This window comes from Brevibacterium sp. FAM 27836, from assembly GCF_051351055.1.
GTDB lineage: Bacteria > Actinomycetota > Actinomycetes > Actinomycetales > Brevibacteriaceae > Brevibacterium.
In genome coordinates, this window is record NZ_CP195711.1 from 2864841 (window position 1) to 2888561 (window position 23721).

18 protein-coding genes are annotated in these 23721 nt (G+C 65.4%); 11 read left to right on the forward strand and 7 right to left on the reverse strand.

Going from position 1 to position 23721, the window contains the following annotated elements; translation table 11 throughout:
- Window positions 1-81: 81 nt before the first annotated feature.
- From ACSE4D_RS12845 to ACSE4D_RS12860, 4 genes are read right to left on the reverse strand one after another with little or no spacing between them, the layout of a single operon-like run.
- Window positions 82-1341, reverse strand: coding sequence for a DUF6716 putative glycosyltransferase (locus ACSE4D_RS12845; protein ID WP_436326066.1), 1260 nt, complete (start codon window positions 1339-1341; stop codon window positions 82-84).
- Entirely contained in the window at window positions 1328-2425 is a 1098-nt protein-coding gene (locus ACSE4D_RS12850; RefSeq protein ID WP_436326067.1) for a hypothetical protein, read from the reverse strand. Before ACSE4D_RS12850 ends, ACSE4D_RS12845 begins: the two co-directional genes overlap by 14 nt.
- Window positions 2418-3878 (reverse strand): polysialyltransferase family glycosyltransferase, encoded by a 1461-nt coding sequence (locus ACSE4D_RS12855; protein ID WP_436326068.1) that lies wholly within the window; start codon window positions 3876-3878, stop codon window positions 2418-2420. The genes ACSE4D_RS12850 and ACSE4D_RS12855 overlap by 8 nt, the downstream gene beginning before the upstream one ends.
- Window positions 3878-4849 (reverse strand): glycosyltransferase family 2 protein, encoded by a 972-nt coding sequence (locus ACSE4D_RS12860; protein ID WP_436326069.1) that lies wholly within the window; start codon window positions 4847-4849, stop codon window positions 3878-3880. Before ACSE4D_RS12860 ends, ACSE4D_RS12855 begins: the two co-directional genes overlap by 1 nt.
- A gap of 213 nt (window positions 4850-5062) precedes the next feature.
- On the opposite strand from ACSE4D_RS12860, the gene ACSE4D_RS12865 reads away from it, so the two are divergent.
- Window positions 5063-6877, forward strand: coding sequence for a polysaccharide pyruvyl transferase family protein (locus ACSE4D_RS12865; RefSeq protein ID WP_436326070.1), 1815 nt, complete (start codon window positions 5063-5065; stop codon window positions 6875-6877).
- A gap of 169 nt (window positions 6878-7046) precedes the next feature.
- On the opposite strand, the gene ACSE4D_RS12870 is transcribed toward ACSE4D_RS12865, so the two are convergent.
- The 3 genes from ACSE4D_RS12870 to ACSE4D_RS12880 form a co-directional block, all read right to left on the reverse strand.
- A complete protein-coding gene (locus ACSE4D_RS12870) occupies window positions 7047-7934 on the reverse strand; it encodes an N-acetylneuraminate synthase family protein (RefSeq protein ID WP_426937277.1) in 888 nt (295 codons plus the stop codon).
- Window positions 7931-9226: a cytidylyltransferase domain-containing protein gene (locus ACSE4D_RS12875; RefSeq protein ID WP_436327138.1), complete on the reverse strand. Its 1296-nt coding sequence runs from the start codon at window positions 9224-9226 to the stop codon at window positions 7931-7933. Before ACSE4D_RS12875 ends, ACSE4D_RS12870 begins: the two co-directional genes overlap by 4 nt.
- A gap of 864 nt (window positions 9227-10090) precedes the next feature.
- Window positions 10091-12076 (reverse strand): dolichyl-phosphate-mannose--protein mannosyltransferase, encoded by a 1986-nt coding sequence (locus tag ACSE4D_RS12880; RefSeq protein ID WP_240689873.1) that lies wholly within the window; start codon window positions 12074-12076, stop codon window positions 10091-10093.
- Between the two features lie 166 nt (window positions 12077-12242).
- Here ACSE4D_RS12880 and ACSE4D_RS12885 point away from each other — a divergent pair, with 166 nt between their 5' ends.
- The 10 genes from ACSE4D_RS12885 to groL all read left to right on the forward strand — a co-directional run bounded on the left by ACSE4D_RS12885 (window position 12243) and on the right by groL (window position 23564).
- Entirely contained in the window at window positions 12243-13088 is an 846-nt protein-coding gene (locus ACSE4D_RS12885; protein WP_240689871.1) for a DUF4190 domain-containing protein, read from the forward strand.
- 164 nt (window positions 13089-13252) lie between these two features.
- Window positions 13253-13792 carry a DUF4190 domain-containing protein gene (locus ACSE4D_RS12890; RefSeq protein ID WP_436326071.1) on the forward strand — a complete coding sequence of 180 codons (540 nt, stop codon included), beginning with the start codon at window positions 13253-13255 and terminating at the stop codon, window positions 13790-13792.
- A 216-nt stretch (window positions 13793-14008) separates the two neighbouring features.
- A complete protein-coding gene (locus tag ACSE4D_RS12895; protein ID WP_135540351.1) occupies window positions 14009-14440 on the forward strand; it encodes a DUF4190 domain-containing protein in 432 nt (143 codons plus the stop codon).
- Window positions 14437-15411, forward strand: coding sequence for a 16S rRNA (cytidine(1402)-2'-O)-methyltransferase (rsmI, locus tag ACSE4D_RS12900; RefSeq protein ID WP_436326072.1), 975 nt, complete (start codon window positions 14437-14439; stop codon window positions 15409-15411). Before ACSE4D_RS12895 ends, rsmI begins: the two co-directional genes overlap by 4 nt.
- Before the next feature lie 311 nt (window positions 15412-15722).
- Window positions 15723-16787 carry a hypothetical protein gene (locus ACSE4D_RS12905; protein WP_135540349.1) on the forward strand — a complete coding sequence of 355 codons (1065 nt, stop codon included), beginning with the start codon at window positions 15723-15725 and terminating at the stop codon, window positions 16785-16787.
- A gap of 245 nt (window positions 16788-17032) precedes the next feature.
- On the forward strand, window positions 17033-18748 hold the full coding sequence (metG, locus tag ACSE4D_RS12910) for a methionine--tRNA ligase (protein ID WP_436326073.1): 1716 nt from the start codon (window positions 17033-17035) through the stop codon (window positions 18746-18748).
- Window positions 18748-19719, forward strand: a complete 972-nt coding sequence (locus ACSE4D_RS12915) for a TatD family hydrolase (protein ID WP_135540345.1) — start codon at window positions 18748-18750, stop codon at window positions 19717-19719. The genes metG and ACSE4D_RS12915 overlap by 1 nt, the downstream gene beginning before the upstream one ends.
- A gap of 319 nt (window positions 19720-20038) precedes the next feature.
- Window positions 20039-21247: a ubiquitin-like domain-containing protein gene (locus ACSE4D_RS12920; protein ID WP_425120252.1), complete on the forward strand. Its 1209-nt coding sequence runs from the start codon at window positions 20039-20041 to the stop codon at window positions 21245-21247.
- A 394-nt stretch (window positions 21248-21641) separates the two neighbouring features.
- Complete coding sequence (gene groES / locus ACSE4D_RS12925; protein WP_039209993.1) at window positions 21642-21935, forward strand: co-chaperone GroES; 294 nt, start codon at window positions 21642-21644, stop codon at window positions 21933-21935.
- A 36-nt stretch (window positions 21936-21971) separates the two neighbouring features.
- Window positions 21972-23564 (forward strand): chaperonin GroEL, encoded by a 1593-nt coding sequence (groL, locus tag ACSE4D_RS12930; protein ID WP_135540341.1) that lies wholly within the window; start codon window positions 21972-21974, stop codon window positions 23562-23564.
- Window positions 23565-23721 lie beyond the last annotated feature (157 nt).

The following is a 23721-nucleotide window of genomic DNA, read 5'->3' on the forward strand; positions in this document are numbered from 1 at the left end:
GAGCGTCGAGTCACGGCGGCCTGCACCCGTTTCTCGGCAGCCAGGCAGTTTCTCGGCGGTCAGCCCGAGCTGGGGAGAGCCTCAGCGCTGGTAGCGCAGCCTGCGGTAGGTGCGTACGAGAGGGGCCGGGGTCACGGTCCGCAGCTCGGCACGGATGAGCACACGCTTCTGCCTGAGCACCGCCGATCGGCGGTTCGGCAGCTGCCCGGTCCGGGCCCGCAGTGCGAGCAGCCCCAGGTGACGCCGCAGGGCACCGGTGACGGGATGGAAGTAGTTGCGGACCAGCCATTCAGGGGAGGGGAACCCGATCGACCCGGCGGCCACCTCGGCGAGGGTGCCGGTGGCGTCGGAGTCGGCGAAGACCTCGTTGAGCAGCTCGGCGCTGAAACCGAAGTCCGAGATCAGCAGGGTGGGGATGCCGCGATCGATGGATTCGAGTGCCGCGGTCGAGGAGACGGTGACCAGTCCGGCCCCGGGGACGAGGAACTCATCGAGGGGCCCGAACCCGAACTCGACGCGATCGGCACCGGGCCGGCCCTGTTCGCGAAGCTCATCGAGGATCTCAACGTAGGAGTGCTGCTCGTGATGGGTCTCGAACTCGCCGGGACGGGAGCGCAGCTTGATGACGGTCCTGGACTCGGGATGGCGGTGAGCGAAATCCGTGAGGGCCGCGACGATCGCGGTGCGATCCTCCGCCGACTGCGGGACCTTCGCCTGCGGTGCGAAGATCAGAGACTGCGGGATCCTCGCTGAGTCTCTCACCTGCGGAACCGAGGTCGATCGCAACATCGGCAGGCGGGCCAGCAGGACCTCACAGGGCACCTGCGCAGCGGTGCTGGCCTCGGTGTACGCGGCCACCTCGGCGGTCGAATGGGCGATGAAGGCATCTATGAGCCGGCGATAATTCATCCCCTTGCGGCTGGCCGGCAGGCCCATCCCGGGCAGACCGGACACGAGCGCGGGGCGGTCGGCGCGGGTGTGCGCGGTGAGGAAGACCTGGGCGACGATCGGTCCGGTGGCGGCGCCGAGGACGATGTCGGGGGAGTGGTCGGCGATGATCTGGGCGAGGTCGGTGCGGGAGATGACGGGGATCTCACGGTGCTGCCAATCGGTGCCGGCGACGGCGCTGGCGATCTGTTCGTCGGTCGGCAGGATCGGACTGTCGATGAGGAAGACTCGGCCCTCGACATCCGGAAGGGTCGACAGCAGCTGGGTCGCCCACTTGAGATAGGACTCGCTGTCGGAGACCGAGAGGATGCGGATCGGCTCGGAGCCCTGTGATCGGCGAGGAGGCAGGACAGGCCCGCTGAAGTAGGGATCCACTGGTTCAGGAATCGTCATCAGCCTTGACCGATTGGGCGTTGAGGGACTGTCGCAGACTATCGGGCGAGGCCCCGGTCCACCACTTCGCGGGGATCTCGGTGACGTCGATGGTGACCTCCGGATTGAGCACCGCCAGGGACACCGCAGCGGTCGAAGGCAGGCTGCGGATCGTCGAATCCGGCGGCAGGTTGATCAGCCGCAGCTCGATCGGGAGACCGAGATTCTTGATCCGCACCCGATCATCGCGGGCGAGATCGGCGAGGAACTCCTCGGTCTCACGCCGGTGCGGGTAGTAGGTGATCGACCCGTGGGCGTCGATGATGTCACCGACCCACGCCCGGTAGGCCATCGCGTCGATGAGCCCATCGGCGGCCAGTGACGAACCGATGACCGGGTTGTCGCGCGGGTGACTGCCGCCGGTAGGCAGGGTCTGGAGGTGTTCGAACTTGTGGCGGGTGATCTCGCCGCCGACCTTGAGGAACGCTGTGCGCAACGGCTTCGCCACCGGCAGCGCGGTATGCCAACGCAGCTTGCCCACCGTCGCCAGACCTCGCAGCCGGTCGGCGACGTGCGCGGCCATGACCGTGCGGGAGGCCTTGAGCTTCTGCCGCGGCCGGACGAGGGGACCGCGCTTGGCGGTGAGGATCTCGATCGTCGAATACGTGGCCAGACCGTCGTCGAGGATGACGACCTCGGGCATGCGACGCTCCAGATACGCAAGCGCCAAGGCTTTGTGCACCTGACCGGAGCAGGCATCGCCGAGGTAGATCCGATCGAAGTGCGTCTTGCGCAGCAGTTTCGGCTTCGCCCCGTCACGTTCGACGCGGACGTTCTTCGGCAGCCAGTCGGTGTCGAAGGCGTCGAGGAAGGAAGTCATCCCCTTCGCGCTCGCCCGCGCTCGGATGAGCAGATCCTCGGTCGGCTCGTGGGATTCGAGAGCGGAGAGGAACTGCAGAGGGGATTCGACGAAGGCGACCGAGGCGAGCCCGGTGCCCTTCTTCTCGGCAGTATTCTCCGCTGTCGTCTCGACAGTCTTCTCGACAGCCTTCTGGGTCTTCTTCGGGTTCGTCGCAGTATTCTCAGCCATGAGCAGCTCAGCCATTCTTCCTCAGCTTCGATGTATCGACGGTGATGCCGTAGTCCTTGAGCACGTGCTGTGTGCGTTTCGCCTGCGAGATCAGTCGCTGTTTGGCAGCGCTGAGCGTCTTCCGATGCCGGGGCATCTCCAGCCGCCCGGGCAGATCGAGCGCGGTCAGTCGTTTGCGCTTGAAGTACTTCATATCCGGTCCGCCGACCGCACCGTCGAGGAAGTCGATCGCCTTCTGCCGCAGATACGAGGCGGACTTCGACTGCATGCAGTACGTGACGGCATCGATGAGCGGATTGAGGTCACGCGGCGCACCTGACCCGGCGGGCGCCCCTGACCCAGCGTGCGCCCCTGACCCGGCGGGCGCACCTGACCCGGCCCCCGCCTCGGCGAGGGTGCCCGGGAGGGCATACCTGCCCGAGTGGAGGGCATCGATGATCGTCAGCGGGATGCGGTTGCTGTTCTGATACGGCGCGAGTGCGGCCAAGAGCTCCGTGGTGCCGACGGCCGCGGTCGCACAGCCGTAGAGTCCCTTCGCGGTCGCCAGCCCGGTCGAGAAGCAGGAGACGACGAGTTCGGGGCGAGTGGCGGAGACGACGATCTCGGCGAGCAGCGGAACATCGGCGAGGGCGAAATCGAGTCCGAGTTCCTCACTGCGCCGCCGCAGCGGTCCGATCGTCGTCCGCGCCGAGGTGGGGTGGGGCTTGAAGACCACCGTGCTCAAGCCGGCGTCTTTGACCACGTCGAGCATCTGCAGGTGCAGATCGAGTTCTTCCTCCGCCGTGATGAGGTCGAGCTGCGCGAGGTACTGCCCGAGCACGAGGGCACTGGACTCGATCGGCGCATCGAGGCGGGCGCTGGCCAAGTCATCGGCCACCTCGGCGGTCATGTCTTCGATGACCTTGGCGAGGTCCGCTGCCGGCAGCACCACCCGCTCGGGTTCGTGTTCGGCCAGCTGACGGGGAGTGATGCCCGGCAGCAGATCCGTGTAGCAGATCGCCCGCAGCCGCTGCCACTGCGGCAGGGTGAGCGGATTGCGGATCGGACCGTAGCTCATCAGTCCGTCGGAGTGGACGCTGATATCGGCGGTGGCGAAGATCTGCGTGAGAGCGCCGGCCGGGTGGCTGGGCAGGGATTCGACGATGAGTTCGAGCGGTTCTGCCTCGGCGATGTCCCACTCCCGGCGCAGAGCACGCTCCATGATCGGGGCGCGTTCTCCGGAGATGCCGAAGGCCTTCGGATGGTTCGGCCAGATCGTGGCGTTCCAATCGACGACGAGGTCGAAGTCACTCAGCAGCCCCGCCGACCCGGGCATGGCATCGGCAGCCGGGGTGAGCTCGGGAGCGACGGAATTGTTCGCCACGACGAGGATCCGGCGCCGCTGCGGATCACCGAGGCGGCCCGCGCGGATGAGAGCGGACAGGTTCGCGAGCTGGTACTGGGTGGAGATCTCGATGATCTGGGTCATCAGCGGGCCCTCCTGACGATCGGGTCGATCACGGGCAGCCGGCGTTCGCCGTAATTCGTCAGCGCGAGGTCGATGACGTCGTCGCCGATGGTCTTGAGCGTGTGCACCGCGCCGAGATTGAGCTTCTCGCGCACCTCCCGTGACATCGACGAGCCGCGGTTGACGATCTGGAAGTAGAGGATGGACAGGAAGTTGCGCACGGCTTTGTGCTCGAAGCGGCGGAACTCCGGTCTGGCTTCGAGCATCGCGAAGACCGAACGGAAGGCGGGGATGAAGTCGAGCTGACGCTCGTCGAAGATCGCCGTCAACGAGGTGGTGCTGCCCTTCCGATAGCACAGACCCGCCGTGTCGACGACGGCGAAGGAATCGGCTTCGAGGTGGTGGCGCCACGTCCAGGGGCGGTCCTCGCAGGTGCGCAGGTCCGGGCTGAAGTCGAGCAGCCCGCGGACGGCCATGGACCGGGAGTAGATGCCGGTCCAGCATTCGGGGAAGTCGACCATCGTCGAGGCGTCATGCGGCAGGATGTGGTCGCGCGGGTCCAGTGCCGTGTTGTGCTTGGCACACGGTGCCCGCCGCAGCTTCCGATTGAAGCCGTTGACGATGAGGTAGTTCGTCTTCACGAAATCCACGCCGAGTCCGGTGATCGCGTCGGTGAGCGAACGCAGGTGACCGGGGGCGTACCAGTCGTCGGCGTCGAGGTAGGTGATGGTGCGTCCGGTCGAGGCCTCGAGGGCGATGTTGCGGGCGGTGGAGACCCCACGTGATTCCGGGTTGTGGATGTCGACGAGATTGAGCCGATCGGCATACTCGCCGATCACCCCGGCAGTGTCATCGGTCGAACCGTCGTTGACGACGATGACCTCGAGTTCGTTGGCGGCGAAGTCTTGGTTGACCAGGCTTTGAAGAGTTCCACCGAGGGTGTCCTCGGCATCCTTCGCCGCGATGACGACGCTGACGACTGGTGGGGGCATGTGGTCCTTTCGCGAGCCGGAGGGGACGGGCGGACCTGACCCCTCCGCGGTGTTCGGGCGGCGGCCCGGGTGGTCAGGGTGCCGGCCCGGGTGGGCTGCTGGCACGTCCGAACGATCGTAGAAGTGAGAAGAGAACGGAAAGTGGCGCGCAGGTGTCCGGGAATGTTCGCCTTCGTTCACCTGGTGTTCTTCCGCCGCCCATAGTCTTGGCCGATGCGGAGCCTGCGACTCTTCCACTTCGACATCCCGACCTGGGGCAACTTCGGCGACAAGGCACTGTTCCCGGTGGTCAGGGACGCCTTCCGGGTCCTCGGCGGTACGGATTCCGGGCAGGCGGAGCCGAACTTCACGTTCGCCTCGGCGGCGGCACTGCGACGCGAAGTCGACGAGGCGGCCGTAGCCCGGATCAACGCCACCGCCGATGCCGTCGTCATCGGCGGGGGTGGACTGTTCCTCCAGGACACGAACCCGAACCGGCTGTCCGGGTGGCAGTGGAAGATCTCCGCCGAGGCGCTCGCCGCCCTCGACGTGCCCCTCATCGTCTACGCGGTCGGGGACAACAGGTTCCCCGGGCAGCCGGAGTTCGACGAACTCATGCGCACCCACGTCGGACAGGTGCTCGACCGGACGGCCTTCTTCGGCCTGCGCAACACCGGATCGATCGACACCATGAGCCGAGTGCTCGGACAGCGGGAGCGGATCGCGTTCCAGCCGTGCCCGACGACGATCCTTGATCACCTGTACGCGCCGTTGGCCGGGCGGAGACCCGACCCGCGAGAGAAGACCGTGGCGATCCAGATGCTCGTCCACGCGCGGCAGATCGCTGCCGGATACGACGCGACGACCATCCACGAGGCGACCGTGCGTGCCGCGCGGATCCTCGTGGACAAGGGGTGGAAAGTGCTGAGCACACCGTTCCATCCCGACGACGCCGCGGTCTCGGCCAGAATCGTCGCCGAGGTGGCCGAAGTCGAAGAGGTGCGACTGTACGGCCATGACGTCGGGTTCTTCTCCGGCCTCGAGTTCTTCGCCTCGGTTCCGTATGTGCTCGGCGGGCGCGGGCACGCACAGATGATCCCGTTCGGGGTCGGCTCGATCCCGGTCTCCCTGGGTCTGCACGCGAAGCTCGGCTATTTCGCCGCCGACATCGGTCACCCGGAACTCGTGGTGCCGGTCGGGCCGGAGGGAACGAGACCCGTCGCCGAGGCGGGCGATGCGGATTCGGCCGCCTCCATGCTGCCCATGGGTTCGGCGTTGGACCGCGCCGAGGCAGCCGATGTGCTGGCCGACCGGATGGTCTCTGGGCTGGAGGAGGCGTACTCGCACGGTGCCGAGCTGCAGGCCGATCTCGCCGACACCCGTGCCCGGTTTGCGACGATCACTGCGGAGAATCTCGCCGGCATCCGCGACTCGCTGCGTGCGCGGTCCCACCCGACGCCGTCTCTGCCCGGCCGAGCCGAGGCACCCGTGGGCACAGCAGGGGACAGCCTCGCCGGCTCGCCTCTGCGAACGGTAGGGGACGGGCTTGCCGGCTCGCCTCTGCGAACGGTAGGGGACGGCTTTGCCGGCTCGCCTCTGCGTGCGGCGGGGGACGGCATTGCCGGCTCGCCTCTGCGCGCCGCGGAGGACATCCGTGCCGAGGAGTTCCACGTCGCTGCCATCGCCGAATCCGAGGAGGTCGCGGCTCAGCAGGCTCGCGCCCTCGCTCGGGCCGATCGCGATCTCGCCCATGCCCGACGAGAGCACACACAGACCCTCGACGATGTTCGGAAGCGAGCCCGGGCGCGACTGCGAAGTGTCGAGGAAGACCGTGATGATGCGCTCGCCGAATCCCGACGGCATCGCGCCGAGGTCGTCGAACTCGAACAGCGGATCGCCGATATCTCCGCCGCGGAAGAACACGCCCGTCAGGCCCTCGAAGCCGAGCGCGGCCGCACTGCCGGTGAAGTGGCACGAGTCCTCGCCCGGAAGATTCGGCACGGAATCGGGTGGAGGATCCGCCGGCTCACCGCGATTCGTCGACGCTGACGATAACGGCTCGGCCACCTCGGCGAGATACGGCTCGGCCACCTCGGCGAGAGTAGAGGGGACCGAGCCTGCCAACGGCGAGGGAACGCGAAACGGCGCCACCGCCTCGGTGAGGTGATGGCGCCGAATCAGCGCTTGCGTCCGGACTCTGCCGGGTGTCCGGTGAGGGTCAGACCGTGACCTTGCGCAGCGAATCGATCTTCGACTCCTCGCCCGGCATGACGCGTTTGTGCCCGTCGCCGAACGCGGATTCGAGGACGCGCACACCCTTGACGAGCGAGGCGAATTCGCGCGGCTCCATCGACGCGGACTGGTCCGAGCCCCACATCGAGGAGTCGAGCGTGATGTGACGTTCGATGGTCACCGCGCCCAGGCCGGCGGCGGCGAAGGAGACCTCGAGGCCGAGCTCGTGACCGGAGTAGCCGACGGGCACTCCGTAGCGCTGCCGCATGGCCGGGATCGCCTTGAGGTTGACCTCTTCGGGCGGCAGCGGGTAGGTCGAAGTGGCGTGCATGAGCACGAGCTTGTCGCGATCGAAGACCTCGACGGCACGGTCGAGGGTCTCCCAGTCGGACATACCCGAGGAGCACAGGACGGGCTTGCCGGTGGCGGCGATGGCCCGCAGGAGCTCGAAGTCCGTCAGTGAGGCCGAAGCGACCTTGTAGGACAGCGCATCGAATTCGTTCTCGAGGAAGTCGACGGAGTCGGTGTCCCACGGGGAGGCGAACCACTGCAGTCCGACTTCCTTCGCGTAGCGATCGATCTCGGTGTATTCGTCGACGCCGAATTCGACGCGGTGCTTGTAGTCGATGTAGGTCATCTCGCCCCACGGGGTCGAGCGCATCTTCGACTTCTGGTGTTCGGGGACGGCCACCTCGGGGTTGCGCTTCTGGAATTTCACAGCCTGGGCACCGGCGGTGACGGCGACGTCCATGAGCTGTTTGGCGATGTCGACGTCTCCGTTGTGGTTGATGCCGATCTCACCGATCATGTACACGGGCTGGTTCGGGCCGACGAGGTGTTCTCCGATGGCCACGGGGACGAATTGATCAGTCATGAAACCTGCTTTCGGTTGGCACGCGCCGAGGCTGCGTGGTTGGTGAGCAACGACCGTTGCTGCTGGGTGGACGGTTGGCTGTCTGTGAAGGTCGATGGGTGTCCTGTGGCGGTCCGCAGCGAGGTCAGGGTCGGGCCGGCAGGGGAGCCGGCCGCCTCGGCGGGGATCGGGATGAGGTCGCAGACCTCACGAACGGCGCCTCTGCCTCCGGGGCGGTCTAGGACCACCCGGGCGGCGGCGAGGACCTTGGGGTGGGCGTCGGCGACGGCGACGGGCCAGCCGACGACGTCGAAGGCTTCGAGGTCATTGATGTCGTTGCCGACGTAGGCCACCCGGGCCGGGTCGAGACCGTTGGTGTCGATCCAGGCGTTGAGGATGTGGGCCTTGTTGTCGATGCCCTGGGCGACATCGACGTTGAGCTTCTCAGCGCGACGGGTCACGACCGGGTTGCGTTCCTTCGACAGGATCATCACCGGGACCCCGGACTTCACGAGGCGGGAGATGCCCATGCCGTCGCCGCGGTGGACGCGGACCTGTTCGTTGCCGTCCTCGTCGACGTAGGCGCCGTCGTCGGTGTGGACGCCGTCGAAGTCGGTCACCAGGGCGTCGACGTCGATGACCTGGGCAGTCTCCTGGGTGGAGGCGATGGCGCGGACGAGGGTGAGGTCGGACATGTCGTCGATCTCGCGGGCGTGCTCGGGAGGGACTTCCTCGATGCCGATGCGGCCGAAGAAGCGGTGTTCGTGTTCGAGCAGGCCAGCAGTGCGCATGACGTAGAAGGCGCCGGTCTCGTTGAAGTGCTTGGCTCGGTCCTGGCGGCGGGGACGGAAGTTTGCCTCATGTCCGACGGCCACGGCCTGTTGTGCATCATCGTCGTCGAGGCGCCACAGGAACGAGTGGTCCTCGACGGCGGAGAGCACGACGTCGGCCTCGTCGTCGCGGACCGTGCGGACGGCGTTCTCGATCGAGGCGGAGTCGATGAAGGGGGAGGTGCACTGCATGAACACGGTGATGTCGAAGTCCTCGTCGAGGGTCGACAGCGTGTGGATGAGGGCGGATTCGCTGGTCGCGGTGTCGCCGGCGATCTCGGCGGGACGGTGGGCCACCTCGGCGCCGGCGCGCTGAGCTTCGGCCGCGATGCCGTCGTGGTCGGTCGAGACGACGACGCGACTGATGCTGGGGCTGGCCTGGGCGGCGTTGATGGCGCGGGCCAGCAGCGAGACTCCCGCGACCTTCTGCAGGTTCTTCAGCGGGATGCCCTTCGATCCGCCGCGCGCCGGGATGATGGCCACCGCGCGGGGTGTGTGGGGTGTGGGTTCGGCGTGTGGCGTGCCGGTCGGTGTGGCGTGGGGTGTGCCGGCTGGTTCGGCGGGTTCGGCGTGAAGCGTGCCGGCTGGTTCGGCGGGTTCGGCGTGAAGCGTGCCGACTGGTGCGTTGGGTTCGGCGTGTAGCGTGCCGGCCGATGTCGAAGTGGTGCGTTCTGCCGGTGTCTGCTCGGGGGCGTTCGCGGCAGTGGGGGCGCTTTCTGCCGCTTCGCTTGCGGCCGTGGTGGTGCTCGCAGCCGGCGTCTGCTCGGGTGCGTTGGGTGCGTGGGTCGTCGAAAGCTCATTCACAATGATTCGACGCTAACGACGCGGTGTTACCTCCAGGTGAACACGCCATGTCGCCGAGGCGACCCTTCGGTGGCGAAGCCGTGACGGACCGCCTGAAGCGTCGACGAGAGCGGTGGCGTGCAACGTTTCTGCAGGTGGCGGTCGCAGGCGGCTGAGGCAGCGGTCGCGACAACTTTGCGCGGCAGCTGGAGCGGCCCGGGCAATGGCTTCGGGTGGGCTGGTGGCGACGACTTGTGGCTGCGAAGCACCCTTTGCGTCGTGGGTGGGCCGCTTGAACACTTTTCGTCCATTTCATCAGGACGCGAACTGACTGCTTGGACGAAAAGTGGAAATTCGTGGACGAAACCTGGAAGAGGCCGGACGAAATATAGAAGTGCGTGGACGAAAGCTGGTTTCGGGCCCGGGGCAGCGGCGTGAGAGGCCGACGAAGCGCGGCACCCAGCGGTCAAACGGTCAGGAGTCAGGTATCCCGCGGCCAAACGGTCAGCGGTCAGGTACCGCGCGGCCAAACGATCCACGGCCAGGTAGCCTGCGGCCAGACGGTCAGCGCCAGGTGATGTTCCACATGCGGTCGTTCCAGGCAGAGAACGGGATGACTTCGCCGGTGTAGACGGGCCAGAAGTAGGCGAAGGCGAGGACTGCCGCCGCGAGGATGATGCCGACAGTGAATCGGCGAGCGAACAGAGCCGCTGAGATGCGAACGAATCTCCGCTTCGCTGCACTGCCGACCCCAGCCACACCGCTGCCCCCGGCACGAGCTGCACTCCCGGCACGACCTACACTCCCGGCACGACCTACACTCCCGGCCTCTGCCGCACCGTTGCCACGACCGCCACGAGCCGCACTCCCGCCCCCTGCCGGACTACGGTCCCTGCCCGCGTGACCCCACAGCAGCGAGAGGCAGTAGGTCACGGCGAGCACCACGAACGGCACCATGACGATCGTGTAGAAGGTGAAGATCGTCCGGTCCTGGTAGGCGAACCAGGGCAGCCAGGTCGCGGCGAGGCCGCCGAGGATGACGGCCGGGCGAACATCGCGGCGGATGATCCATACGACAAGGCAGATGAGCAGGGCGAACGGTGCCAGTCCCCAGATGACGGGGTTGCCGACCGAGGTGATCGCCGAGGAGCACTTCTCCGCCACACACCCCATCGAACCGTGGTCGTAGGACTCGTAGTAGAACGACGTCGGCCGCCATTGCACGATCCAACCCCACGGGTTCGACATGTACGGGTGCTCGGAGTCGAGACCGACATGGAACGAATACGCCGTGTAGTGGTAGTGCGCCAGCGACGGCAACCACTGCAGCCAGTCCGGCAGCGACTGCCACCAGCCGAAGTTCTCGGCCGCCCACTGCCGATCCCACGCATCGGTCGACCGGATCCAGCCCGACCAGCACGCCAGATAGGTGACGAACGCGACCGGCACGAACTTGAGGAACGACATGATGCTGTCGCGAATGAGCGCGCCCAGCCACGGGTGCACGACCCCGGCCCGATGCCGCGAATGCACATCCCACGCGACGAGGAGAATCCCGAACACCGCAGCCGCGTACAGGCCCGACCACTTCACGCCCATCGCCAGACCGATGCTGATTCCCGCGGCGATGATCCAGGGACGCACGCCGAGGCGGGGCCCGAAATTGATCTCGTCCCGCCGTTTCCGGTGGCGCCTTCGTTCCTCGGCAGTGGGGACGGAGACCGGTACGGAAGCGACGGATCCGGGGGAATCTGCGGAAGCGACGGATCCGTGGGAGTCTGCGGAGGGGGTGGCCGCCTCGGCGGGGGACTGCCGGTGCGGTTCGGCGCGCGTGGGGGTGAGGCTTCCGCTCTCAGAGGTGCGCTGGGTCCAGGTGGCCAGACGCTTCGTGACGAATTCGCGATCGAGGAGGATGAAGAAGAAGGCGAGGAGGACGAAGGCCATGAGCACGATGTCGAGCAGGCTCGTGCGGGAATGGACGAAGTGCTCGCCGTCGATGGCGAGCAGGCCGGCGGCAACGCAGGCGAAGAACGGTGAGCGCAGCAGCTTCCAGGCGATGACGCCCATGAGGAAGATCGTCAGAGTGCCGATGATCGCCACGGAGAAGCGCCAGCCGAACGAATCGTCGGCACCGAAGATGTCCATGCCTGCGCCGATGAGCCATTTGCCCAACGGCGGGTGGACGACGTATTCGGGACTCGGTTCGATGACGCTGGGGTCGCCGGCGTTGAAGGAGTCGTCGGCGTTCTCCGGCCACGAGCGTTCGTAGCCGAAGTTGAAGACCGAGTAGCCGTCCTTGACGTAGTAGGTCTCGTCGAAGATCAGTCGGTGGGGAAAGCCGAGGCGGAACAGACGCAGGGCCAAGCCGATGACGGTGATGACGAGCAGCGCCGGCCACATCCACACGGGGGCGCGGGTCGCCCACATGCCGGCGTGGAAGGTCTTCCGGCGCATGGCTGCGGCTCCGACGCGGACCTTTTCGCGGTGCCTGGCCCGGCGCTCGCGGGCGATGCGCCTGGTGGGGGCCGGGGAGTCTGCGGTGTGTGTCATCGCCTTCCAGTTTAGAGATCACGGCGGGGCGGACTCTCATGCGACCCGCAGGGAGCAGGCGACGAGCCTCTGCGCGTGGTGGGAAGCGTGACGCCGCCGGAGACGATTGTGCCGAGATCGTTGGGCGTTCTGCAGTCGACACCACTAGGGTAGTAGGGAACGAAGAGTGTCTGAGTGGAGAACGGTGCCGAACGTGTCGAACAACCCCGAATATCGCCCGAGCGACCCACCTCAGGTCGGCTCGCAGCAGGTCAACAACAACTACGGATCCCAGCCACAGTACGGTTCGGGGCAGGGCCAACAGTATGGCTCGGGTGCTGGGCAGTACGGCTCGGGTCCCGGGGCCGAACAGTACGGTTCCGGCGCGGGGCAGTACTCGCAGGGTCAGCAATACGGCCAGGGCGGCTACAGCCAGGGTGGTTACAGCCAAGGCGGAAGCTACGTCCAGGGTGGTTACAGCCAGGGCGGAAGTTACGGCCAGAGCGGCTACAGCCAGGACGGTTACAGCCAGTTCGGTGCCAACGGTGCGTACGGGCAGGCGGCCGGATACAACCAGCCCGATGCCTACAGCCAACAGGGTTCCTACGGTTCGTACAGTCAGCCCGGCTCATACGGCTACGGCCAACAGGGTTCCTACAGCCAGCCGATGACCTACGGCGCCCAGCCGATGATCGTGCGTCCCGTGCCGAACAAGATGGCCGTGTGGTCGATGTGGATGGGCATCGTCGGACTCGGCGGCGGCTTCGTCTGCGGCCTGCTGTCCATGGTGCCTGTCATCGGCATCCTGTTCAGCATCGTCGCGATGTTCCTGTGGATCGCCCCGCTGCTGGCAGTGATCTTCGGCCATATCGGACTCGGGCAGATCAAACGCACCGGCGAAGACGGCCGTGGGCAGGGCATTGCCGGCCTCATCATGGGCTACGTCAGCATCGCGCTCGGTCTGCTGGGTCTCATCATTGTGATCGGATTCTTCGGACTCGGCTTCATGGCCATGCTCGGCAGCGGGTACTGAGCCGCCTCAGCGGAGGTGGGTGCTGCCTTGTCACGGGTGGTGCAGGACTGGAACACGATTCGCCGTTGAGGGCACCCACGCCCCGATAGCGTTGACATCAGTCATCGAGAACCGGATCGCACGGTGTCTCGAACACCCGCCACAGCCATCGGAGAGCAACTGACATGGATACCCGCGTACTGCCCATCGGGTGCACTTACACCGGATCGAACCGTGCGCCGGCGACCCCTGCAGCGCGGGCCCAGATGCACACTCCTGCAGCGCGGGCCCAGGTGGCGGCTCCGGCGGCTCACACGCCAGCTCCTGTGCACGGCCCTGTCTCCGTACCCACTCCGGCACCCGGAATCGGGCCCGTCACCTACGGCAACGCGGCACCGGTCGCCAGCTACGGCAATGCGGCACCGGTCGTCGTCTACCGGCAGGTCGCGCCGACGAACTCCTCGGCGATCGTCGCGTTGGTGCTCTCCGTCATCTCGTTCATCTCATCGGCCTTCTTCCTCGGCTTCATCGCCATCATCTTCGGCCACATCGCCCGCAGGCAGATCAAACGCCGAGGCGAACGCGGCAACGGGATGGCCGTGGCCGGACTGTGGGTGGGCTACCTGAGCATGATCTTCTGGATCGTGTTCTGGTTGGTGTACCTGGGCATCATCGCGCTGGTGATGGGATTCGCCATCGCTGCCGAAACCGGAACGATCAGCTGAGGCTCGTGCCTCGGGCGCGCCACGAGTGTCTGACCTCGCCCGGGCATACGACGACGGTCCACGACAGACAACGACAGACGAGGGCCCACGACAGACGAGGGCCCACGACAGACGACGACTTTCGAAACCACAACTGTGACAGACCTGTAACCGCCCCGCCTTTTGCCCCAATCGACGACTCTGTACCGTTGAAGGCAGACGCAAGGAGACTTCATCATGAGCAGCCAGAACAACTGGAACAATCCGGACATGTACTACCAGCAGCCCCAGTCGAACTCGGGCGGCTACGGTGCCCAGTCGTACAGCCAGAATCCCGGATATGCGGCGAACACTCAGTATGCCGGTGGGCCGGGGTACGTCTACCAGCCGCTGCCGCCGAACAATGTGCTGGCCATCATCGGCATGTGCGCCTCGATCTTCGGCGTCGTCTCCGGAGTCTTCATCGGTGGCATCGCCGGCGTCATCATGGGCCATATCGCACGCAAGCAGATCAAGGAACGCGGCGAGCGCGGCGACGGCATGGCAGTCGCGGCCCTGTGGGTCGGCTATATCGGCACGGGACTGTGGCTCCTCTTCTGGGGCGTGATCCTCCTCTTCTACTTCGGTACGTTCGCTCTGCTCTTCGCCACCGGAGCAGCCGCATCTTGACCGAAGACCCCAGCACGTCTGAGCCTCAGCTCGACCCCGACAACACCCTCGCCGAGGTGCCCGACCCCAACGACACCCTCGCCGAGGTGCCCGACCCCGATGACGACGACCGTGCCGTCCCAGCGAGGTCGGGTCCGGACCTCACCGGCGGTCGACTCATCCTCGTCGGGACTCCGATCGGCAACCTCGGCGATGCGAGTCCGCGGATGCGGCAGGCCATCGAAACCGCCGATGTCATCGCCGCCGAGGACACCCGCCGGTTCCTCTCTCTGGCGCAGCGTCTGCAGCTGAGCCACACGAACCGGATCATCAGCGTCTTCGACCACAACGAGGGCCATCGCGCTCCCGAGCTGGTCGAGCTCATCAATGCGGGTCAGACCGTGGTGCTGCTCTCCGACGCGGGGATGCCGGCCGTGTCCGACCCCGGTTATCGCGTGGTCAGAGCCTGCGCCGAGGCGGGACTGCCGATAACGTCGACGCCGGGCCCGTCCGCGGTGCTCATGGCCCTCGCGGTCTCCGGGCTGCCGAGCGACCGGTTCAGCTTCGAAGGCTTCCTGCCGCGCAGATCCGGTCAGCGCAAGAGCCTGCTCGAGGAGCTCAAGGCGGAGAAGCGGACGATGGTCTTCTTCGAAAGTCCCCACCGGATCGCCGACGCGATGGATGACTTCGCCGGGGTCATCGGCGAAGACCGACCCATGAGCATCAGCCGTGAACTGACGAAGACCTACGAGGAGACACTGCGGGGGACCGTCGGCTCGCTGCGTGAGCGCGCCGCCGCGGGACTGCGAGGGGAGCTGACCCTCGTGCTCGCTGGTGCCACCGAAGTCGAGACGGCTCCGGAGGACCACCTCGGCGAGGTCAGCGCACTCGTCGAGTCCGGGATACGTGCGAAGGATGCGGCCGGGCAGGTGGCGAAGAGGTTCGGCCTGTCGAAGCGCGACGTCTACGAAGCCTGGCTTCACCGCGAGTGACGCGACTCGTGCGCAGCAGGGTGTGGACAACTGGCAGCCCAGTTTTGGGTGAGTAGCCCACATTTGAAGGTGGGCTATTCATCTCAAACTGGGCTATGAGCGAGGTTGAATGGTTGGTTGACGCTGTTCTCATGTGCTCCCGGGGGCGAGTGGCGCGCGTTCCCGGAGGCTGACGACGGCTCGACTCGAGCGCTGACGCTTGTTGACGGACTCCGTGCTGAGACGTTGTCGCTGTGTGGACGCCGGAGCTGACTCCACAGCAACTGAATTGAGTATTGCTGTATCAGAACGTGGTTCGGCAGTGTGCCGGCATGAAGAACAACGTCGTGCATTTCAAGGATCTTCGCAATGCTGGAGCCTCCACGGCAGATATCCGTAGTGCATTGGGATGCTGTCTGCTGAAGGTCTCGCGTGGAGTCTATTCGGTAGTCAGCCGGTGTGAAGTCCGTGCCCACCGATACTTCTCTCCCTTCGCCACGGACTCGGCTTGGATGACGTATCACGAGGAACAGCGCGACAAGGAGCGTTCCCAACGGCGCAGATACGAGGCGAATCTGAAGCGTCTGCAGGTCCTTCATTATCCTCACTACCGCGCAGAAGACACCGTGTTCGGGGTCTCAGCGGCACGGCTGCACAGGATCGGTATGTTCGACGAGCCGGATGAACCGGTGTCGGTGTTCCACCCCGTGTCAAGCACCAAATCACCCGAGCTGATCAGGCGACGCCGAACAATCTCAGCTGAAGACGTCTGCCAGGTGGAGGGGCTCCGAGTCACTTCTCCGGCTCGAACTGCCTTGGATCTGCGGGCCGAGCTCGGCAGCGCCGCGGCGTTTGCCGCAATGGAACAGGTGATCAGATGGCATCTACTCGGCAACGACGAAGATCTGATCTTCAGGCTCGGGTATTCGTCGCACCTGCTGGACGAGGTGCCGGGTGCAGTCGCAGATTTATTCGGAGCGCCCATCGCCCGCCTGACGCGGGGCGGCAAAGTGTCTGCGAGACTGGTCGCGCTCGCTTCGCCGTTGTCCGAAAGCTATGCGGAGAGCAGAGCCGCATTCAACCTGCATCTTCTGGGGCTGCATGACTTCGTGCAGCAGGTGAATATTGCCGATGACGGCCGACTTCTGACAAGACTCGACTTCCTCCTTCGCGAGGACAAGGTCGCTCTCTATGTGGATGGGACCCAGAAGTACGTTGACGGCGGCTTTGACGTCATGAACAAAGAGAGCCGACAGCATAATCGACTGTTGGCGATGGGCTATAAGGTGTTGCGCTTCAAGTTCCATGAGGTTCTGAACCCGAAGACCTTCGGGCAGAAGCTCTTCTTTCAAGCACCTGAACTGCGTCGTCGGTGCGGGCAGCCGCTGGTTCCGTGATTTGGTGCCGGGGTGCGAACCGTTTCAGCCCAGTCCGAGGTGAATAGCCCACCTTCAAATATGGGCTACTCACCGCAGACTGGGCTATTCGCGAAGACTCGGCCAAGTCCCGCCCGCACCCCCGGCCCGAAAGCACCCGTGCCCGCCCGCACCCCCGGCCTGAAAGCACCCGTGCGCGCCCGCACCCCCGGCCTGAAAGCACCCGTGCGCGCCCGCAACCGCGCGTCCCTTAGACTGTGTGACCTATGGGTTACTACTTGACGACAGCGATTGCCTACCCCAACGGGGCCATTCACATCGGGCACGCCTATGAGTACATTGCGGCCGACACGATCGCCCGGTTCAAGCGACTGGACAATCACGAGGTCTTCTTCTGCACCGGCACGGATGAGCACGGGCTGAAGATGCTGCAGGCGGCGAACAAGCTCGGCATCACCCCCAAGGAACTCGCCGACGACAACGCGAAGAACTTCCGCGACACCCAGCTGGCCCTCGGCTCGACCTTCGACCGGTTCATCCGGACCACCGACGAGGACCACTACGAGGCGTCGAAGGCGATCTGGCGCAAGCTCGAAGAGGCCGGCGACATCTACCTCGACACCTACGCCGGCTGGTACTCCGTGCGCGACGAGGCCTTCTACACCGAGGACGAAACCGAAGTCGTCGACGGTGTGCGCCTGTCCACGGAGACCCGCACCGAGGTGACCTGGACGGAGGAGGAGTCCTACTTCTTCCGCCTCTCGAAGTACCAGGACAAGCTGCTCGAGCTGTACAAGACCCATCCGGAGTTCATCGGCCCGGACTCCCGCCGCAACGAGATCGCCTCCTTCGTCGCCTCCGGGCTCAAGGACCTCTCGGTCTCCCGCACCACCTTCGACTGGGGCGTGCCGGTCCCCGGCAATGAGAAGCACGTGATGTACGTGTGGATCGACGCCCTGACCAACTACCTCACCGCCGCCGGATACCCGAACGACGACGAGCGCCTCAACAAGTGGTGGCCCGCCGACGTCCACATCATCGGCAAGGACATCATCCGGTTCCACAGCGTGTACTGGCCGGCGTTCCTCATGAGCGCGGGCATCGAACTGCCCAAACGCGTCCACGCCCACGGATTCCTCTTCAACTCCGGTGAGAAGATGTCGAAGTCCGTCGGCAACGTCGTCGACCCGCTCGACCTCGTCGATGCTTTCGGCCTGGACACACTGCGCTTCTTCCTCTTCCGCGAGTTCTCCTACGGCCACGATGGTTCGTACACGAAGGACTCGATCATCACCCGCAAGAACGCCGACCTCGCCAACGAGTACGGCAACCTCGCCCAGCGCTCGCTGTCGATGATCCAGAAGAACTGCGACGCCCAGGTGCCGCAGCCCGGCACCCTCACCGAGGCGGACGAGGCCCTTCTGAACCTGGCACGTGCAGTCCCGGACACGGCCCGCCGCCACGTCGACACCCAGGCCCTCCACCTCTACGTCGAGGCCTGCTGGAAAGTGCTGTCCGAGGCCAACCGCTACTTCTCCGCGCAGGAGCCGTGGAAGCTGAAGAAGACCGACCCGGAGCGTATGGCCACCGTGCTGTGGGTGACGATCGAGGTCGTGCGCATCATCTCGATCCTCATCCAGCCCGTCATGCCCGATGCGGCGGGCAAGATCCTCGACCTCCTCGGCGTGCCCGCCGGAGTCGGTGAGGCCGGGGCGAAGGTGCTGCCGACCGCCACCGAGTCCGGGTCCGGCGCCGAAGCGATGGCAACCGTGAGTGCGGGAGCGGCCATCGGCGTCGCCGCCGGGGCCGCATACGCCTCCGCGGCTCTGGCCCCGAACGTCGCCGAGGCGGCCGCCGGTGGTCTGGCCGCCGCCGACGTCGATCCCCGATCGTTCGCAGCCGTGGAGTTCCCGCTCGAGCCGGGCACCCCGCTGCCGAAGCCCGAACCCGTGTTCCCGAAGTACGTGGAGGAAACCGAATAATGGCCTCGCGCGCCGCCGGAACCTATCCACCGGTGCCCGAACCGCTGACCCACCCCATCGTCGACACCCACACCCACCTCGACATCTGCACGGGTGTGCGTCTGCCCTTGGGCGCAGGTGAACCCGAACCGGAGGTCTCCCCGGATGCGGAGGAGGAGTTCCCCTCCCTCGATTTCTTCCACGACACCGCCGCCGAGGCGGGGGTCCGCCGTATCGTCCAGATCGGATGCGATCTCCCGGCAGCGAGGTGGACGACCGAGCTCATCGCCTCCCAATACGCCGGCACCATCTCCGAGCCGGCCCTAGGCTCGACCGTGCCCACACCTCCTGCGAACGGCCGGACGTGGATGCTCGGCGGGGCGGCCCTCCACCCGAACGAGGCTCCGCGGCTGGCAGAACGCGGTCTGCTCGACGATGCTCTGACCGAGATCGAGACGCTCGTGACCTCCCACGACCGGATGCGTGTGGTGGGGGAGACCGGCCTGGACTACTTCCGCACGGGCGAGGACGGCATCGCCGAGCAGCAGCGGTCCTTCCGCGCCCACATCGAGATCGCCAAGCGCACCGGTCGGGCCCTGCAGATCCATGATCGCGAGGCTCACGCCGATGTGCTGCGCATCCTCAGAGAGGAAGGCGCCCCCGAGGTCACGATCTTCCACTGCTTCTCCGGTGATGAAACGATGGCCCGGGAGTGTGCGGCCGCAGGCTACTTCATGTCGTTCGCAGGCAACCTCACGTTCAAGAACGCCGAGGAGCTGCGCCGAGCCGCGGCAGCCGCGCCGCTGGACCTGCTGCTGACCGAGACCGATGCCCCCTTCCTCACCCCGCACCCGCACCGCGGTAAGCCCGGCGGGCCGTACCTGACGGCGATCACCGCCCGGAAACTCGCCGAGGTGCGCGGAATGAGCGAAGAGGATCTGTGCTCGGCGGTGTGGGCCAACGCGGAGAGAGCGCTCGGCAGCTGGGACTGAATCACCGCTGCGACAGATTTACCGTTGCGATGCTTGGCCGCGATACACGGCGGCGATGCATAGCAGCGAATGATGGCGGCGATACACGGCAGCGAATGATGGCAGCGATACACGGCCGCGAAACATGGCGGCGGTCACGTAACGGTGGGCCGCCTCGGCGCGGGAATGTCACGACCGGCACCGCCCCGCAAACACGGGGAACCCCAGGTGACACGCGTCCTCAGGAAACTCACACCGTTACATTTCCGTGATATTTTGCCAGCGGTGTAACGAATCGGTTACAGTGAACTGGTCGATAAACTCTGCTCAGGGATATTTTGTGATTGATTTTCTGAAGAACCGCAAGGTTCAGATCGCCGCACAGGCGGTCGTCATTACCGGACTCGTGGGTGGCACAGGCGCGGTCGTCTCCATGAACAAGCCCGTGACCTTGGAGGTCAACGGGCAGGCCGAGGAGATCCGCACCTTCGGCGGAGATGTCGGTGACATCCTCGACAGCCACGACATCGATCTCGATAAGCGTGACAAGGTCAAGCCCGGCGTCGACACGAAGGTCGACCGGGACATGACGATCACCGTCAACACCGCGAAGAAGGTCTCGCTCTCCGTCGACGGAGAGAAGACCAGCGAGTGGACCAACGCGAACACCGTGGGTCAGGCGCTTGCCGACCTCGGAGTCGATGCGAAGGGAGCCGACCTCAACACCGATGCCAAGCAACGGCTGAAGGAAGACGGCAACGACATCGACGTGACTACGGCGAAGGATCTCACCATCGTCGCCGACGGCAAGGACCACAAGGTCTCGGCCGCGGTCGGCACCGCGAAGGAAGCACTCACGGAGTCGGGCGTCAAGCTCAAGAAGGACGACTTCCTGTCCGTGCCGATGTCCGCTTCGCTCTCCGACGGCCAGGTGCTCACCGTCAACCGCGTCGAGAACAAGACCGTCAAGGACGAGCAGGCCATCAAGGCCAAGGTCGAGACCAAGAAGTCCGACTCCCTCTACCAGGGCGAGACCAAGGTCGAGTCCGAAGGCAAGGACGGACAGAAGCAGGTCGTCTACAAGGTCAAGACCATCAACGGCGAGCAGGTGAAGAAGGAGAAGAAGGACGAGAAGGTCCTCTCCGAACCCAAGACCAAGGTCGTCATCCAGGGCACGAAGAAGAAGGAGACCCCGGCTGACACCGGCGGCTCCGACTCCGGAAGCTCGGACTCCGGCGGCTCGGACTCCGGTGACTCGAGCACCGGCGGCGGCGACTCCGGTTCGACCGGCGGCTCGATGAGCACTGCCGAGATCAAGGCGATGCTCGGCGGACCCGGCTCCAAGTGGTATTCGATCGTCGAGTGCGAATCGAATTTCAATCCGAAGGCCTCGAACGGCACCCACTTCGGTCTGTTCCAGTTCCTGCCCTCGACCTGGCAATCCATGGGTGGCAGCGGCAACCCGTCTGATGCCAGCCCGCAGGAGCAGTTCCAGCGTGCGAAGAAGTTGCAGGCGCAAGAGGGCTGGAGTCAGTGGCAGTGCTCCTGAGCACCGGCCAGAGCCTTCGCTGAGACAAGATCTGACCGCCGTTGACAACAGATATCGACAACTGAGCTGAGGCGGTCGGAATGGGCGTGGGCCCCGCGGAGAGATCCCGGGGCCCACGCTCTCTGCATTCACGGGATGTCGGGTCAGGCCGGCCGGGCTGCCCGGCCGGCATGTGGGCCCAGACTGAACTTTCGCCCAGAGCATGACGAATTGTTGGCACTCAAGTTGACCGAGTGCTAAAGCCGTTCTAGAGTCAGAATTAGCACTAGCACTCATCGAGTGCCAGTTTCATAAGACGGTCGAATCGCTCGGCACCCGCGACGACGAGAGGTTCAAGGCAGCAGCCGCCGTCTGACTCAATGAAATAGAACCCAGCGAAGGGAGAGAGCCCGAAATGTCGGTCTCCATCAAGCCACTCGAAGATCGGATTGTCATCCGTCAGGTCGAAGCAGAGCAGACTACCGCCAGTGGTCTGGTCATTCCCGAAACCGCCAAGGAAAAGCCTCAGGAAGGCGAAGTTGTCGCAGTCGGCCCCGGCCGCGTTGCTGACAACGGAAACCGTGTGCCGGTCGACGTCGCCGTCGGCGACAAGGTCATCTACTCCAAGTACGGAGGCACCGAAGTCAAGTACGCAGGCGAAGAGTTCCTCGTGCTCTCGGCTCGCGACGTGCTCGCCGTCATCGGCTGAATCCTCTGAACAACTACTTCACAGACAGGAGGACGAATGCCTAAATCATTGGAATTCGACGACGAAGCTCGTCGTGCACTCGAAAAGGGTGTCAACACTCTCGCCGACACCGTCAAGGTGACGCTGGGGCCCAAGGGCCGCAATGTCGTGCTTGATAAGAAGTGGGGCGCTCCCACGATCACGAACGATGGTGTGACCATCGCCCGTGAGGTCGAGGTCGACGATCCGTACGAGAACCTCGGCGCACAGCTGGCCAAGGAAGTCGCCACCAAGACGAACGACATCGCCGGTGACGGAACCACCACCGCGACCGTTCTCGCTCAGGCCTTCGTCAACGAAGGACTGCGCAACGTCGCCGCAGGTGCCGCACCCGGTCAGCTCAAGCGCGGCATCGAGACCGCCGTCGAGGCTGTCTCGGATCAGCTGGGCACCATCGCCCGCGACGTCGCCGACTCCTCGGAGATCGCACACGTCGCCGGACTGTCCGCTCAGTCCGAAGAGATCGGCAAGCTCATCGCCGATGCCTTCGACAAGGTGGGCAAGGACGGCGTCATCACGATCGATGAGTCCCAGGCCGCATCTGTTGAGCTCGAGATCACCGAGGGAATGCAGTTCGACAAGGGCTTCCTCTCGCCGCACTTCGTGACCGATGCCGATCGTCAGGAAGCTGTGCTCTCCGACGCTCTCATCCTCATCAATCAGGGCAAGATCTCCAACATCCAGGAGCTCCTGCCCGTCCTCGAGAAGGTGCAGCAGGCCGGCAAGCCGCTGTTCATCATCGCCGAGGACATCGAGGGCGAAGCTCTGTCGACCCTGGTCGTCAACAAGCTGCGCGGCATCATCAACGTCGCCGCCGTCAAGGCCCCCGGATTCGGTGACCGCCGCAAGGCCATCCTCGAGGACCTCGCCGTCCTCACCGGTGGCCAGGTCGTCACCCCGGACATGGGCATGAAGCTCGACCAGGTCACCCTGGAAGAGCTCGGCAACGCCCGCACCATCACCGTCACCAAGGACAACACCACGATCATCGATGGTGCCGGTTCGGACGATGCTGTTGCCGGTCGTGTCGCACAGATCCGCGCCGAGGTCGAGAACACCGACTCCGACTGGGACCGCGAGAAGCTGCAGGAGCGCTTGGCCAAGCTCTCCGGCGGTGTCGCTGTCATCAAGGTCGGCGCCGCCACCGAGGTGGAGCTTAAGGAGCGTAAGCACCGCGTCGAAGACGCCGTGTCCGCAACCCGTGCCGCCATCGAAGAGGGCGTCGTCGCCGGCGGTGGATCGGCTCTGATCCACGCGGCGAAGGTCCTCGTCGGCAACGACCTCGGTCTGACCGGGGACGCCGCCACCGGTGCTGACATCGTCAAGCGCGGAGTCGTCCAGCCCCTGCGCTGGATCGCTGCGAACGCAGGACAGGACGGATACGTCGTCGTCGCCAAGGTTCAGGACCTCGAGTCCGGCCAGGGCTACAACGCCGCGACCGGTGATTACGGTGACCTCATCGGTGCCGGAATCATCGACCCCGTCAAGGTCACCCGCTCGGCACTGCGCAACGCCGCTTCGATCGCCGCTCTGGTTCTCACCACCGAGACCCTGGTCGTCGAGAAGAAGGACGAGGAGGACGAGGACTGAGCAATTCGCTCCGTCTGAGTCACCTCTGACCAGCGCCAGTGGCCCGGAACAAGCTGTTCCGGGCCACTCGTGCATTCACGTCCAGTGTTGGACGGACTGCCCCGCCCGTCCAGGCCGGTCACACCTACTGGTCAGTCAGTTTTCATGTCAAAGGGCG